Here is a 13,048-nt window from a genome sequence, read left to right as displayed (position 1 = left end):
AAATCAAAACAAACAAATCAATTGAAGCTAAACTAACAATAGTCCATATCACCAGAGAAGGTGATCTGAAGGTTTGATTATTCTCCTTTCCTCTTGCAAAGCAATCTCCTACAAAGGGTTTATTAGAACAATAAGTAAAACCAACATCAAACCAATTAATATAAGAGAAAGAAAAATGAACACAACAATTATTTTTGACGAGCGAAAGCTCTCATTGTTTATTCCTTTTCGTTTAGAAAAATAATCTAGCGTAGCTAACACAATAACAAGTACGCCAAGAGTAACTGAGCTTATTCCTACGATTGAAGCGATTTTATGAATATAATAGGAATATTGGGTAGCTCGAAATACGATTCCCGAAGCCAAAAAACCAATTCCAACGGCAGCGATTCCTGTTCGGACCCAAGCGAGAAACGTTCGCTCATTTGCAAGGTGCTGTTGGACAAATTTCGATTCGTGTGTGTTCCCTTCCTCCAAATGTATCCTCCTCGTTTATACTATCTCCACAGTATTATAAAAGGTTCAAACCAATAACATAATAAACTGGTTTGAGTCCTTTCCTTTTATGTTAAATTGTTACTCTAATCCAAACAGAGTAATCAGGAGATAAACTAGTATTGAAAGCAATACGGCCACCTGGATTCTCAGGGAACATGGTTCCGGTACTCGGTCTTAAATCAACTAGTTCATCCAGAAACGGTTTACGAATTAAACAGTCATATGAGTTAAAAAAGCCGTTTTTGCTGGCTTGGGAATCTCCATTCTGTCACGCTAGATTGTTCGCATTGAGTTAGAAGCTGGAGAGATTACGGCTATCCCTCTCAGCCCCAAATATTCATACAAAAGCTATTGGAGCAAAAACCGCTTTTATATACAAATTAATTAATAAGATTGCAAAAAGACCGACACTACATTATCGGTCTCTTTGGCCACTTAGACTATATGGTTTTATCAATACAAGAAATTAATCGTTTTTCAACATCCTCCGCAATACTTTGAAGTTTTTCGCTATCGACCATTCCAATTAATGCTGTTGGTTTAGGAAGTCCTATTTTTATTTTTCCTCCATCCTCGTATACAGTTATTTTACATGGTAAAAAATATCCAACAATTGCATTTTCACTTAGGACACGTTTCGCTTCAACTGGATTACAGACTTCAAGAATGTGGTATTTTTGATTGAACTCAACTCCTTTTTCCTTTAACTTCTCCTGCATATCTAAGTGCCATAAAACACCGAATTTTTCTTCCTTTAAATTAAGTTCGAGTCTTGCAATGACTTGTTCTACTGTCTGTTTTGTTTCAACGGTGTAATGAAACATATTTGTTTTAACTCCCTTTCAAATTCTTTATTTACAATTAATCCAACTCCATAGTATAATTCATAGTATAACAATCGGAATTAGGAGGTATGTTGAATGGGATTTATAAATAAGCTCACTCAAGAAAAGTGCCCTATTTGCAAAGATACACTTCTCACCCATAAATCAAATACATTACTTTCGCATATTATTAAGTCCTGCCCAAAAGATCATTACGAAAAGGAATTCATACCATCCTTAGAGGGCTATGTAGAGCATTATAACGTTGTAACAACATAAGTATTTGCAAACGGTTGAAATATATGTAGAGCACAAAAAAATCATTAGCATCATCTCCATGAGCTAATGATTTTTTATTCATTTTGTTAGTTTCCCTCTCCAAGACATAATTCCGCCTTGTAAGTGTGAAAGCTCTCGGAAGCCATTCTTTTGAAGTATTCGCGCTGCTTGTTTGCTTCTCATACCACTTCGGCAATACAAGTAAACATTTTTATTTGCTGGGATCTCCCTAACTCTTTGTTTTATTCGAGATAAGGGAATGTTTATCGCTCCCGGAATATAACCTTGTTTTAATTCACCGGGTTCACGGACATCAATTAATATTCTATTACGGTTTTCCTTCAACTCATCCTGAAATTGATCGGGCTTTAAATTCTTAAGACCTTTTACTCCGCCAAATCTGGAATAAACAAACCAGACGAGGAGAACAATCATTACGATGTTAATAATGGAATTATAATTCATTTCATGCCTCTTTTCTTGGTACTTAGCGGCTTTTCACTAACAAATCGATTGCTTGTTTGACCATTTTACTCGAATCTCTTCCTGCTTCTTTTTCTTCTAGAATGCAATGTTCCAAATTTACGGCAACGATATAGGCAATTGCTTTATCAGCAGCACTTCTTACGGCGGATAATTGGCTTACAACATCCTTACAAGACTGCTCTTCCTCCATCATCTTTAAAACACCTCGAATTTGACCTTCTACTCTCTTTAATCTTTTTTTTACATCATCATCATATTGCATAGAATGACCTCCCTCTCATTTATATAAGCAGTAATAAGTTTAAATAAATAAATTCACTTTTGCATCTGCCGCGTCACCTAAATAAGCAGCAACCCCAGCATACTCGATACCATCGAGAAGCTCTTCCTTTTGCAATCCTAGCAGGTCCATCGTCATCGTACATGCTACCATTTTAACCCCTTGCTCTTGAGCTAATTCAATTAGTTGCGGCAATGTTAGAGCATTATGCTTTTTCATAACATGCTTGATCATTTGGGGACCTAGTCCCCCGAAATTCATTTTTGATAATCCTAGCTTGTTCGCACCACGCGGCATCATTTTGGCGAACATGGACTCCAACCATCCTTTTTTGATAAGAACTGATTCATCCTTACGGAGCGCATTAAGCCCCCAAAAGGTAAAGAAGATTGTTACTTCATGGTCATAAGCAGCTGCACCGTTTGCAATAATAAATGCTGCAATAGCCTTATCCAATTCACCACTAAAAAGTACAATCGTCGACTTTTCTTTGTTTTCTAACATGAAAATCATCCTTTCATTTGTTACTCATACTAGTATGGGTACTATATAAATCAAAAAAAATTTTACATTTACACACATGTTTGAAGCTTACTATAGTTCTGATGATTCTCCTGAAATCTTTGATAAGCTGACATACCGTCCTCTAGATATGTTAGATGGTGATACCCACTTTTTTTCAGAGCTCTTGCTGCTCTCTTGCAGTGGTTATTCGAGTCCGCAATTATTATGATTTCATCATCAACATGTATTTCCGACTTTTTAACATAAGGCAATCTTCCAAGAGAGATATTAAGTGCTCCTTCAATATGACCGGCATAGAAATCAAACTGATCTCTTACATCAAGTAATTTTAAATGAGCTGGTTTGTCCTTAATAAGATAAGAAAAAGATGATGCTATTATTTTTTTCAAACCTTTTACAGGTCTGATACGTTGAATGAAATAAACGAAGAGGACCGAAAATATAAAGTATTTAATCAAGCAACAACCCTCCTATTCAATTTCCTAGTTCGTATTCACAAAATAAATATTATACCCTACAGGGTATATATGCAACGAACGAATTGTGGCAATTTTGGTGAAAAAGGAACAAATCTAAAAGTGTACAAATAAATTTGCGGTAGCAGCTTCGTTTAACAGCCATTTTAAAGGTACTTTTTCAAAAGGCAGCTCAGATACAATCTTACTATCTGGAGCGTCACTATCTGGAACAACAAAACGAACTCCTAAATTAACAGCTATCGATAAAAGATCTCCAATAGAAGAAGCCTTAAAATCGTGTATAGCATTGGCTAGATATTCTTTGCCCCTTGAAGGTATGGGGATATAATGGTGATCCAAAATATTTACACCGCTTCTAGAGAAGGCTAAAAGGACATCAGCACCTGTTGCCGCAGCACCTATAGATATATTCAAAGGTGGATATACGGACTCTAATTCGTCATGCAGTGCGAAAACAATTACTTTTTTAGGATCCATTTTATTCCACTCCCTCTAGTAACTTAAAACGGCATCCGCGTCATAGGTTAGATCTAGAAATGTAGCAACACCAGCGAGTTCTACTCCGTCTATACACTCCAAACCATTTTGAAACATAATGTTCATCTGACATCCGTACAGCTTGACTCCTTTATCTAATGCTTTATGCAGCAAGTCGCTAAAATCAATTGCCTCTTTTTCTTTAAGTTCATGAAGATAACGTTTATCCAAAACCTTGGAGCCATATAAATCAAAAAAAATAAAGACTTCATTTTGTGAAGATTGATCAACAGCTTGCCTCAAAACGATTGATGCGTTTGAGCTCAATGTAACAAAGTAGATCATTCGACTTCTGTTCATGACCATAACCTCATTTCTTGAGATTTTTAAAAAGCTACCACTGATTAAAGTGGTAGCCTTTTTCAACTTTATTTATCCCTTTTTAACAATAAAGGTGAATACGCCATTGTCTTCTTTGGATTCAATGAGTTCATGTTTGGTTTGGTTTACCCAAGCCTGAAAATCCTTCATAGAACCTTTATCGGTTGTTTGCAACTCCATAATTTGTCCAGGTTCCAGGGAATCAATTCCTTTTTTCGCTTTAACAATCGGCATAGGACAAGCAAGTCCTTTTGCATCTACAACTAAGTTTGACATTATATGATCTCTCCTTGTCTATTCATTCAAGATGATGAAACTCACAACCATTCGAGCTTAGTTCTACTGCAAACTAAGGTTGGACATGATTTTACCTCGATTAATAGCGCGATAATTATCTCCTAGAAGTTCAAGCTCACTTGGGCATCGAAAGCAAAGTCTAGGAATGTCGCAGCGCCTCCGAGTTCAATTCCTTCGATAAAATGTTCCTTTTCCAACCCCATTACATCGATCGTCATTTGACAACCAATAAGACGAACTCCCGATTCTTTGGCAATTTCAATAAGTTCTTTAACCGATGGAACATTGGCTTTTTTAAAGCCTTCCTCCAGTCCTTCGTTGCCCGGTTTAAGCTGTAGCAATTGTTCTGATTCTTTATGAATGATGGACAATCCTTCGAAAGTGAAGAAGATGGCTACCTCAGCATCCAAAGCAGCTGCCGCTGTAGCTATGTTCAAAACTTTGTATGCCGTCTCCAGACCACCCGTTGATGCAATAAGAGCTACTTTTTTATTTGTCATGTTAATTCGTCTCCTTTTTATTTTTATTTTAAATCTTGCTCTTGATCATAACTCCACTCAGTCATACCAGGAGTTACATTTTTAACATTCTGGAATCCCTTGTCTGATAGGATTTGGCAGGCCATATCACTTCTATTTCCGGTACGGCAAACAACATAATAGGATTTGCTCGGATCAAGCCCGGTTAATTTTTCTTCAAACTGACCTAGAGGAATCGAAATGGCTCCTGGAATACGTCCAAACGCATATTCAGCGGGTTCCCGCACATCAATGATTTGGATTGCATCTCCTGAAGAAATTTTTTTGTGAACTTCTTCATTTGTAGCAGTATGCGGGTATTTTTTTTCTGCTTTCGTATCCGCTAGTTCAGCTTTGCGAATAAAGTGGTGAAACACGCCATTATCTTCTTTTAACCCTAGATACTGATGTCCTGTACGGCTGGACCAACTCTTAAGGTCGGCAATCGATCCTTTATCTGTTGCACGCACTTCCAATACTTCGCCTGCGTTCATCTCATCCATCGCCTTTTTGGTTCTAACTACGGGCAGCGGACAGGCAAGCCCTTCACATTCTAATAGGCGATTCACTTGTAGTGTTGTCATGAACATAACCTCCGTTTATATAAAATGCTTATTTACCGTAAGCTATTTTCCCAGTCCACTTCGACATGCCTCCTGGCATATTGAGCACGTTATAGCCCATTGAAGAGAGGAAATCACACGCTTGCCCACTTCGGTTACCGCTACGGCAGACGACGACCGTTTCTTGCTTCTTGTCGATTTCGTTGAGCGCTCTTGGGATTTGACCTAACGGAATATGTTTGGCACCTGGAATGTGACCGGACTCCCACTCATCATGTTCCCGCACATCAAGAATAACTACATTTTCTTTCCTGTTGATTCTTCCTAAAACTTCTTCCGGGAGTTGCTCTTTATAAATCGCCATTGTTCCTCCTCAATATGATTTACTTTCTAAGCATCATGAACTGCACAACGGTTGGGTCCAATCTCCATCTCTCTTTGTTCCTCGTTAGTTGGCATAACCTTGCCCATATTGGTCTGCCGTATTTCTTGGTAAGCATTAGGCTGTGGCGGCAAATTCTCTGTAACAGTCCGACGGAATGCCGATTCATCTTCTATATTCAAGCCTGGATTTGCCTTATACAGGTCACCGAGACGGCCAGATACCATGCCTCCTTCGCCTAGCTCTGTTACCTTGCCAAAATGGGCAGGAAGCACAATTAAGTCATCTGACAATTGCTTATAACGTTCATACAACGTTGTTCTAAGGTCTGTTACCCAATCCTCCGCTTTACCCGCCAAGTCAGGGCGACCAATTGACTTTACAAATAAAATGTCACCAGACAGTAAGAATTGATTATCAACGATTAAAGATGTGCTTCCGATCGTATGCCCCGGGGAATAAATAGGCTGTATTTTAATTTCGGTATCGCCCACGACAAGACTGTTTCCTTCTTCAAGTCTCTCAAAATGAAACACCACTTCATCTGCATCTTTGGGCGGCAACCAATACGTGCCTCCTGTTTTTTCAGCTAATTGCCGCCCCCCAGATATGTGGTCAGCGTGAAGATGCGTATCGATCGTATGTTTAATTTTTACGTTTTTATCTTTTGCAAAGTTTTCAAAAACTTCTGTCATCCGAACGCCGTCAATGACGGCAGCTTCACCGTTCGAGATCACCATGTAGGATAAGCAACCTTTACCAATACGGACAAATTGAAAAATTTCTCCTCCATCTTTCAAATCACCGATTTTAACGGGTTCCAAATGTTCACTCCAGGATTTCATGCCTCCAACCAGGTAAGAAATATGTTGTTTACCTTGTTCGATCAATTGTTCCGCAACAAATTTCGATGAGCCTTCTTTGGCACAAACGACTAAGATTTCCTTATCATCTGGAATTTGATCTAATACAGCCTCTACCCCGTCGATCAAATCAAAATATGGCGTGTTATATACATGAACATTTTTACCTTCGATCTTCCAATCATTAAAGTCGCTTTCATTACGCACATCTAAGATAAAAATCGGCTCGTTATTTAAAACCTTTTTCGCTAATTCTGCCGCGCTCATTCCTTGCAATTGAACTTGATTTACCATGTTTAATTTCCTCCTAAAATAAGATTGAAATCCAAATTTTAACCACAGTTGCTGTTATGAGCAGAGCCAAAATCCATTGAAGCATTTTGGTATTGATTTTTTTACTTAACTTGGCTCCTATTGGTGAAGCAATTAGGCTAGCAGATACAAGTACGATGGAAGGAATTAATAGCATATGCCCTCCCATTAGCTTACCTGTGGTTGAACCAATGGATGATATAAAAGTAATAGCTAAGGAAGATGCTATCGCTATTCTTGTTGGAATCTTAAGTACAACGAGCATAACTGGCACGGTAATGAACGCACCAGCGGCGCCCACAATCCCTGACACGATTCCTATAATTAATGCAAGAATAACAGCTAAGGGCTTGTTAAACTTAACTTTACTAACATCTTGAGCATCACTGCCTTTTTTAGGTAAAAACATCATGATTGCCGCAATTAATGCTAATACCGCATAAACCATATTGATAACTGCGCTTGGCAAGGAATTTGAAACAAAGCTTCCCAAAAAGCTACCGATGATGATGGAAATACCCATGTAGGCAACTAATTGCTTGTGTATAAGTCCTCCTTTGCGGAAAACAAGCATCCCCATCAAGCTTGCAAAGAATACCTGAACCGCACTGATAGCTGATACCTCCTGAGCGGAAAAAGCTGCGAAGCCTAATGCCGGAGGGATAAATAGCAGCATCGGGTAGTTGATGATTGATCCACCGATGCCCACCATACCCGAGATAAATGAGCCAAGGAAGCCAATCACGAAAATGGTTAATATCCACGTTATATCCATAGACTCCTGCCTTTCTACAATATTTCCTGTTTATCATGCTCAAATGACCGAATTTCATATACCCCATAGGGTATATTTTTGAGCAAAAAAATTGCCGTTTCTCAATTTGTTTTTTTTCATAGTCACCCATTGAGCTTGAGTAAGTTTGCAGAAAGAATTAGCTTCATGGAGTGTAAAAATAATCTGTGGCATGAACTAATGCCAATAGTCACCCCTCTTTCAATAATACCCATACCCGTTGGGGTATGTGAATACTATAATAAATTTTTTATATTTCGTCAACCCCCATTGCACATTTGGATATTGTACTTGCAATTCCTGCATTTAAGGTGTATTTCCTTTCTAACCTCGCACAGTCTTATAAATTCACAAACTATACTTTGCGTCAACCCATGAAAATACAAACTCATTTGAGTGATTGTTTGTCTTAAAAAGGACAACATATTCAATGTGTGCTGTGAACGTAACAGCATTAACCATACTTCGGAGGTTTTATCATGCAATGTAATGTTGGAAAAACGGAGCAAGTTATAAGAATTACAATTGGTTCTGCCGTTGTTCTTGCTGGGTTATATTACAAAAGTTGGTGGGGCTTAATTGGAATAGCGCCTATTGTTACGGGAACAACTCGTTATTGTCCACTGAATGCTGTTTTGGGGATATCGAATTGCAAAGCTGATAGTAAGTCTTGAAACAAAATTGTTAAAAACAGAAGAAATACTCAGGATCTGAGTTTTCCTTCTGTTTTTTATTTCACAGGACCTAGTTAAATTAGTTATCACTAAAACTATGTCGATCAAGTCTTCCCCTGTCCTTCTGAAAATAGCTATGCATAAAGAACTCTATGATGCCAAAAACCAAAGCAACTATCGCTACATTCATAAAGTTTATGGACCAATGGAAGAAGAATTTCTCGACCAACCAAAAGAAAACAAAGGCAAGCCCTACATCTGCTAAAGTAGCGACCCCATTGTTGGTGACTCTTAAAAACAATTGATCAATTGCAACATAAGACATTAGAGAAAAAGTATAAGTGGCAAAGAATGCCTCTGTAAGAGTGGCTTGCGTTAAATACATCAATAGGGGGATTATAAAAACTCCATTTAGTAGTAACTTCAAAAACATTTTCCCAAGCATTCGCAGCATTTTCTTTGCCTTCTTTCACCTAAAATGTACTTCTGTTTCTTAGCATTGCCTTTTGCTACCGAAATATTGATTGGTAATATATACATATTTCTTATGAATTTGATGATACTAAAGAACATTCGAATTTTGAAAGGGAACTGTCGTGGAACGTTATCAAAGGCAGGAAAAAAAGTTGATTATTCTATGCTTGGTCATTGCAGTTATCTTACTATTATCAATTTCTCATCATCTGTTTTAGTCATGATGGAGAAGATTACCGGTATTGTATAAAGGAGTTGTTGAATTCATGTTTGCTAATGATCCGGTTATTTACAGCCGTGCACTAATGTCTTTGACTTTTGTATTTCATATTATTTTTGCAACCATCGGAGTCGGAACTCCCGTTCTTATTGCCTTGGCGGAATGGATGGGTATATGTCGAAATGACCCCCATTATACCTTGATGGCACGAAGGTGGACACGTGGATATGTCATTACAGTAGCCGTTGGGGTTGTTTCTGGGACGGCTCTTGGTCTACAAATTAACCTTTTGTGGCCCAATTTCATGAGGATAGCTGGACAAGCTATCGGTTTACCTATGTTTATGGAAATATTCGCCTTTTTCTTCGAGGCCATTTTTCTTGGTATTTATATGTATACATGGGATCGATTTAAACCGAAAATTCATTTTTTGTTTATTGTTCCTGTAGTCATTGGTGCGTCATGTTCTGCACTTTTTATTACCCTTGTTAATTCCTTTATGAATGCTCCGCAAGGATTTGAAATTGTTGATGGGATTATAGGTAACGTACAGCCTCTTAAGGCTATGTTTACTCCTGCAAGTCCAACTAAAGTCTCCCATGTATTGGTTTCAGCTTATCTTACGTCTGCTTTTATTATTGCAGGGAACGCGGCATACGCCTTATTAAAGGGTAAACGTCATATTTACTATAAGAAAGTATTGAATATGACGCTTTTTGCAGCACTTGTTTTTGCAATATCCACTTTCTTGATTGGTGATTTGTCTGGGAAATACCTGGCGAAATATCAGCCTGAAAAGCTGGCAGCCGGGGAATGGCATTTTGAAACGATGTCACATGCACCTTTAATTGTAGGTGGTATTTTAACCGAAACACACGAAATTAAATATGGATGGAAAATCCCATTTGCATTAAGTGTGCTTGCTCATGGAAATCCTGAGAGCGAAGTAAAGGGATTAAATGATTTTCCTGCGGATGAAATCCCTCCGCTTTGGATTCATTACACTTTTGATGCCATGGTTGGTATTGGTGGTTATCTAACCAGTATACCTTTATTGTTTATTCTTGCTTTTTGGTTTCGTAAAGGGAATCCTTACAACAAACTGCTCCTTGCCGCGATTGTCATCGGAGCTCCACTCGCTATGTTTGCCATTGAATATGGATGGATATATGCCGAGGTAGGCAGACAGCCCTGGATTTTGCGCGGGTATATGAAGACACAGCAGGGTGCTACGACATCTGAACATGTTGGATTACTTTTTGTTGTGTTTCTCGCCCTATACGTGATTTTGGGGATTTCGTGTTTACGTGTTTTGCTGAAAATGTTTAAAAACAATACGCCGGAAGACGAGCTTAAGTTGCAAAATAAGGAGAGTGCTTTCAAGTGAATTTGGAAGTGGTGGGAATTACAGTCCTATGGACTTTTCTGTACGGGTATTTAATTGTAGCTTCTATTGATTTTGGGGCTGGATTTTTCAGTTACTACAGTTATAGAACAAGAAAGGAACACGTTATACAGAATATCATTAAACGGTATTTATCTCCTGTGTGGGAGGTAACGAACGTCTTTCTCATTTTTTTTATTGTCGGGATCGTAGGCTTTTTCCCAGATACCGCATATTACTATGGAACAGCCTTATTAGTTCCTGGTAGTGTAGCCATCATACTTCTTGCTATACGTGGTTCCTACTATGCATTTAATACATATGGCATAAAGAGTAGAGAAATTTATGCATTCTTATATGGTGCAACTGGACTTCTGATTCCTGCTTCATTATCAACAGTACTTACAATTTCAGAAGGTGGTTATATTGAAATTCAGAATGGTAAGATCTTATTACAATACAACAAGCTGTTTTTAAGTCTTTACTCATGGTCCGTTGTATTGCTTGCAATAGTTAGTGTCCTTTATATTTCTGCCATGTTTTTAACATTTTACGCAGCCAAAGCAAATGACCTGCCAGCTCTGGAAATTGTACGTAGATGGGCACTAATTTGGAGCGCTCCGACGATCATTTGTAGTTTAATCGTTTTTTACTCAATTAACTTGCATAACCCCGAACATTATCAGCACATCACGAAGTTATCTTGGATGTTTGCATGTTCGTTTCTGTTCTTTCTGGCAGCTGTTTATTTCGTTTGGAAGAAAAAGAATTATGGGGTGTCTTTTATTTGCGTGATGGTTCAATTTGCATTTGCTTTTTACGGTTATGGGGCATCTCACTTACCCTATCTACTTTACCCTTACTTATCTATGTATGAACACTTTACAAATCAGTCCATGGCAATAGCCCTAATTATTGCATTTTTGACCGGACTATTGCTTCTAATTCCTTCACTCTTCCTTTTAATGAAACTATTTCTATTTAATATCAGATATGTGCGAGGTCAGATGCACCCTAAAGGAGAATAGATGTTGGAATTCATATTAATTATGATTTTGCCACCAATTATTGTTATAGCCTCTCTTACGGTCGTTTTTGGCTGGGGGAGGATGGGTAAAGAAAGAGTTAAAGGGGACGAAAATTATGAGGAAAGAAGTGGTTAGAAAAAAGAAAGCCGGATATCAGACATCGTCCACTTATAATTTCCCCTATGTCTTTGCACCTAAAGTGTTCGTTGAATATAAAGTTTTAGACTGGAGTTGCTGATCCCACACGGGTTTTAGAATTACAAAATCGGCATACTTCGTAAAATGAGTTTTAGACTTACTCAATAAAAAGAAACAGCGACAGCATCGGACGAGAAAATAAAGTCCTAGACTATCGCCAGTTTTTTATTGATATCGTTCTGCGTTAGCACAACAAAGCTTACAAATGCATCTATACGAAGGGAGAAACTTCATGCAACAACAAGAAAATGTTATACAAAAAGAGAGGCATGAAGAAAAACACTTTTTGGCTTCAGACCTTATTCGGGATGTTGTGATCGGGATGGCGGATGGATTGACCGTCCCATTTGCCCTTGCTGCCGGATTATCCGGAACCATTTCTAACACAAGTCTAGTTGTTATTGCGGGAGTGGCAGAAATATCGGCAGGATCTATTGCAATGGGACTAGGTGGATATCTTGCTGCGCGTACGGATCGGGAACATTATTTATCTGAATTGGAACGTGAACGAAGAGAAATTATTGATTTACCCGAACGGGAACGGGAAGAGGTAGCAGTCATCTTGCGCGAATTGAACCTTCCTGAGCCAACAGTTATCGCTGTCGTAAAAGCAATTAGCGAAGATTCGGAAGTATGGGTTAATTTCATGATGAAACACGAACTGGGACTGGAGGAACCCGAACCTAAAAGAGCTCGAAATAGTTCATTAACGATCGGATTGTCATACATTGTAGGCGGCATCATTCCTTTATCTCCTTATATATTCATTCAAAATCCGCAATCTGCACTGATCGTTTCGTGTTTTGTCACACTAATTGCTCTATTTTTATTTGGCTTTATAAAGGGAAAATTCACCGGATCCAAACCAATCAAAAGTGCCTGGCAAACAACATTAGTAGGGGGGGTAGCGGCAGGCTTTGCTTTTCTAATAGCTAAACTAATTTCTTAGTTTTACTAAAGGGGGGGGAATTATGGAAGTATCTGAGGGATGCTTTGAACCAATTCTAGACCTGTCGGTGCATAATCCTGCGACTCGAATCTTGTGCTCTTCTGCCCGTTACTTGAACAGGCTGCCAGCATAGTGGCAGCCTGTTATTATTGTGCTATAGTTCT

The 13,048-nt window shown here is 38.4% G+C and carries 20 protein-coding genes; 5 read left to right on the top strand and 15 right to left on the bottom strand.

Annotation, left to right across the window (positions count from 1 at the left end; genetic code table 11):
* Window positions 1–108 precede the first annotated feature (108 nt).
* From PCH02S_RS31280 to PCH02S_RS31210, 14 genes are all read right to left on the bottom strand, one after another.
* Window positions 109–477: a YidH family protein gene (locus tag PCH02S_RS31280; protein WP_246069331.1), complete on the bottom strand. Its 369-nt coding sequence runs from the start codon at window positions 475–477 to the stop codon at window positions 109–111.
* Between the two features lie 461 nt (window positions 478–938).
* A complete protein-coding gene (locus tag PCH02S_RS31275; protein WP_127458017.1) occupies window positions 939–1,322 on the bottom strand; it encodes a DUF302 domain-containing protein in 384 nt (127 codons plus the stop codon).
* Window positions 1,323–1,679: 357 nt separating this feature from the next.
* The gene (locus tag PCH02S_RS31265; protein ID WP_127458015.1) at window positions 1,680–2,066 is read right to left on the bottom strand and encodes a rhodanese-like domain-containing protein; all 387 of its coding nucleotides are present in this window, start codon (window positions 2,064–2,066) and stop codon (window positions 1,680–1,682) included.
* A 22-nt stretch (window positions 2,067–2,088) separates the two neighbouring features.
* Complete coding sequence (locus tag PCH02S_RS31260; RefSeq protein WP_127458014.1) at window positions 2,089–2,349, bottom strand: metal-sensitive transcriptional regulator; 261 nt, start codon at window positions 2,347–2,349, stop codon at window positions 2,089–2,091.
* 39 nt (window positions 2,350–2,388) lie between these two features.
* Complete coding sequence (locus PCH02S_RS31255; protein WP_127458013.1) at window positions 2,389–2,871, bottom strand: DsrE/DsrF/DrsH-like family protein; 483 nt, start codon at window positions 2,869–2,871, stop codon at window positions 2,389–2,391.
* A 68-nt stretch (window positions 2,872–2,939) separates the two neighbouring features.
* A complete protein-coding gene (locus PCH02S_RS31250) occupies window positions 2,940–3,350 on the bottom strand; it encodes a rhodanese-like domain-containing protein (RefSeq protein ID WP_127458012.1) in 411 nt (136 codons plus the stop codon).
* A 114-nt stretch (window positions 3,351–3,464) separates the two neighbouring features.
* Complete coding sequence (locus PCH02S_RS31245) at window positions 3,465–3,848, bottom strand: peroxiredoxin family protein (protein ID WP_127458011.1); 384 nt, start codon at window positions 3,846–3,848, stop codon at window positions 3,465–3,467.
* Between the two features lie 15 nt (window positions 3,849–3,863).
* Window positions 3,864–4,208, bottom strand: a complete 345-nt coding sequence (locus tag PCH02S_RS31240; protein WP_127458010.1) for a DsrE/DsrF/DrsH-like family protein — start codon at window positions 4,206–4,208, stop codon at window positions 3,864–3,866.
* 72 nt (window positions 4,209–4,280) lie between these two features.
* Window positions 4,281–4,505 (bottom strand): sulfurtransferase TusA family protein, encoded by a 225-nt coding sequence (locus PCH02S_RS31235; RefSeq protein ID WP_127458009.1) that lies wholly within the window; start codon window positions 4,503–4,505, stop codon window positions 4,281–4,283.
* Between the two features lie 122 nt (window positions 4,506–4,627).
* Window positions 4,628–5,026: a DsrE/DsrF/DrsH-like family protein gene (locus PCH02S_RS31230; RefSeq protein WP_127458008.1), complete on the bottom strand. Its 399-nt coding sequence runs from the start codon at window positions 5,024–5,026 to the stop codon at window positions 4,628–4,630.
* A gap of 23 nt (window positions 5,027–5,049) precedes the next feature.
* Window positions 5,050–5,628 (bottom strand): sulfurtransferase TusA family protein, encoded by a 579-nt coding sequence (locus PCH02S_RS31225; protein ID WP_127458007.1) that lies wholly within the window; start codon window positions 5,626–5,628, stop codon window positions 5,050–5,052.
* 28 nt (window positions 5,629–5,656) lie between these two features.
* On the bottom strand, window positions 5,657–5,971 hold the full coding sequence (locus tag PCH02S_RS31220; protein ID WP_127458006.1) for a rhodanese-like domain-containing protein: 315 nt from the start codon (window positions 5,969–5,971) through the stop codon (window positions 5,657–5,659).
* Between the two features lie 26 nt (window positions 5,972–5,997).
* Window positions 5,998–7,146 carry an MBL fold metallo-hydrolase gene (locus PCH02S_RS31215; protein WP_127458005.1) on the bottom strand — a complete coding sequence of 383 codons (1,149 nt, stop codon included), beginning with the start codon at window positions 7,144–7,146 and terminating at the stop codon, window positions 5,998–6,000.
* Between the two features lie 13 nt (window positions 7,147–7,159).
* Window positions 7,160–7,939: a sulfite exporter TauE/SafE family protein gene (locus PCH02S_RS31210; protein WP_127458004.1), complete on the bottom strand. Its 780-nt coding sequence runs from the start codon at window positions 7,937–7,939 to the stop codon at window positions 7,160–7,162.
* A 497-nt stretch (window positions 7,940–8,436) separates the two neighbouring features.
* On the opposite strand from PCH02S_RS31210, the gene PCH02S_RS31205 reads away from it, so the two are divergent.
* Entirely contained in the window at window positions 8,437–8,631 is a 195-nt protein-coding gene (locus PCH02S_RS31205) for a YgaP family membrane protein (protein ID WP_127458003.1), read from the top strand.
* 79 nt (window positions 8,632–8,710) lie between these two features.
* On the opposite strand, the gene PCH02S_RS31200 is transcribed toward PCH02S_RS31205, so the two are convergent.
* Complete coding sequence (locus PCH02S_RS31200) at window positions 8,711–9,085, bottom strand: DUF2512 family protein (RefSeq protein WP_127458002.1); 375 nt, start codon at window positions 9,083–9,085, stop codon at window positions 8,711–8,713.
* Window positions 9,086–9,371: 286 nt separating this feature from the next.
* Here PCH02S_RS31200 and PCH02S_RS31195 point away from each other — a divergent pair, with 286 nt between their 5' ends.
* The 4 genes from PCH02S_RS31195 (at window position 9,372) to PCH02S_RS31185 (ending at window position 12,884) form a co-directional block, all read left to right on the top strand.
* The gene (locus tag PCH02S_RS31195; RefSeq protein ID WP_127458001.1) at window positions 9,372–10,712 is read left to right on the top strand and encodes a cytochrome ubiquinol oxidase subunit I; all 1,341 of its coding nucleotides are present in this window, start codon (window positions 9,372–9,374) and stop codon (window positions 10,710–10,712) included.
* Window positions 10,709–11,737: a cytochrome d ubiquinol oxidase subunit II gene (locus PCH02S_RS31190; protein WP_127458000.1), complete on the top strand. Its 1,029-nt coding sequence runs from the start codon at window positions 10,709–10,711 to the stop codon at window positions 11,735–11,737. Before PCH02S_RS31195 ends, PCH02S_RS31190 begins: the two co-directional genes overlap by 4 nt.
* 3 nt (window positions 11,738–11,740) lie before the next feature.
* On the top strand, window positions 11,741–11,872 hold the full coding sequence (gene cydS / locus PCH02S_RS37115; RefSeq protein WP_407670150.1) for a cytochrome bd oxidase small subunit CydS: 132 nt from the start codon (window positions 11,741–11,743) through the stop codon (window positions 11,870–11,872).
* Between the two features lie 295 nt (window positions 11,873–12,167).
* The gene (locus PCH02S_RS31185) at window positions 12,168–12,884 is read left to right on the top strand and encodes a VIT1/CCC1 transporter family protein (protein WP_174806848.1); all 717 of its coding nucleotides are present in this window, start codon (window positions 12,168–12,170) and stop codon (window positions 12,882–12,884) included.
* Window positions 12,885–13,048 lie beyond the last annotated feature (164 nt).

It is taken from the genome of Paenibacillus chondroitinus NBRC 15376 (genome assembly GCF_004000765.1).
GTDB classification, from domain to species: Bacteria; Bacillota; Bacilli; order Paenibacillales; family NBRC-103111; genus Paenibacillus_E; species Paenibacillus_E chondroitinus.
Note: the sequence above shows the minus strand (reverse complement) of the source record. Positions and strands in the feature narration are given on the sequence as shown.

Coding starts and splice junctions, on each gene's coding strand:
- PCH02S_RS31275 (WP_127458017.1), bottom strand. CDS start 1,322: ATGTTTCATTACACCGTTGAAACAAAACAGACAGTAGAACAAGTCATT.
- PCH02S_RS31265 (WP_127458015.1), bottom strand. CDS start 2,066: ATGAATTATAATTCCATTATTAACATCGTAATGATTGTTCTCCTCGTC.
- PCH02S_RS31260 (WP_127458014.1), bottom strand. CDS start 2,349: ATGCAATATGATGATGATGTAAAAAAAAGATTAAAGAGAGTAGAAGGT.
- PCH02S_RS31255 (WP_127458013.1), bottom strand. CDS start 2,871: ATGTTAGAAAACAAAGAAAAGTCGACGATTGTACTTTTTAGTGGTGAA.
- PCH02S_RS31245 (WP_127458011.1), bottom strand. CDS start 3,848: ATGGATCCTAAAAAAGTAATTGTTTTCGCACTGCATGACGAATTAGAG.
- PCH02S_RS31240 (WP_127458010.1), bottom strand. CDS start 4,208: ATGAACAGAAGTCGAATGATCTACTTTGTTACATTGAGCTCAAACGCA.
- PCH02S_RS31235 (WP_127458009.1), bottom strand. CDS start 4,505: ATGTCAAACTTAGTTGTAGATGCAAAAGGACTTGCTTGTCCTATGCCG.
- PCH02S_RS31230 (WP_127458008.1), bottom strand. CDS start 5,026: ATGACAAATAAAAAAGTAGCTCTTATTGCATCAACGGGTGGTCTGGAG.
- PCH02S_RS31225 (WP_127458007.1), bottom strand. CDS start 5,628: ATGACAACACTACAAGTGAATCGCCTATTAGAATGTGAAGGGCTTGCC.
- PCH02S_RS31220 (WP_127458006.1), bottom strand. CDS start 5,971: ATGGCGATTTATAAAGAGCAACTCCCGGAAGAAGTTTTAGGAAGAATC.
- PCH02S_RS31215 (WP_127458005.1), bottom strand. CDS start 7,146: ATGGTAAATCAAGTTCAATTGCAAGGAATGAGCGCGGCAGAATTAGCG.
- PCH02S_RS31210 (WP_127458004.1), bottom strand. CDS start 7,939: ATGGATATAACGTGGATATTAACCATTTTCGTGATTGGCTTCCTTGGC.
- PCH02S_RS31205 (WP_127458003.1), top strand. CDS start 8,437: ATGCAATGTAATGTTGGAAAAACGGAGCAAGTTATAAGAATTACAATT.
- PCH02S_RS31200 (WP_127458002.1), bottom strand. CDS start 9,085: ATGCTGCGAATGCTTGGGAAAATGTTTTTGAAGTTACTACTAAATGGA.
- PCH02S_RS31195 (WP_127458001.1), top strand. CDS start 9,372: ATGTTTGCTAATGATCCGGTTATTTACAGCCGTGCACTAATGTCTTTG.
- PCH02S_RS31185 (WP_174806848.1), top strand. CDS start 12,168: ATGCAACAACAAGAAAATGTTATACAAAAAGAGAGGCATGAAGAAAAA.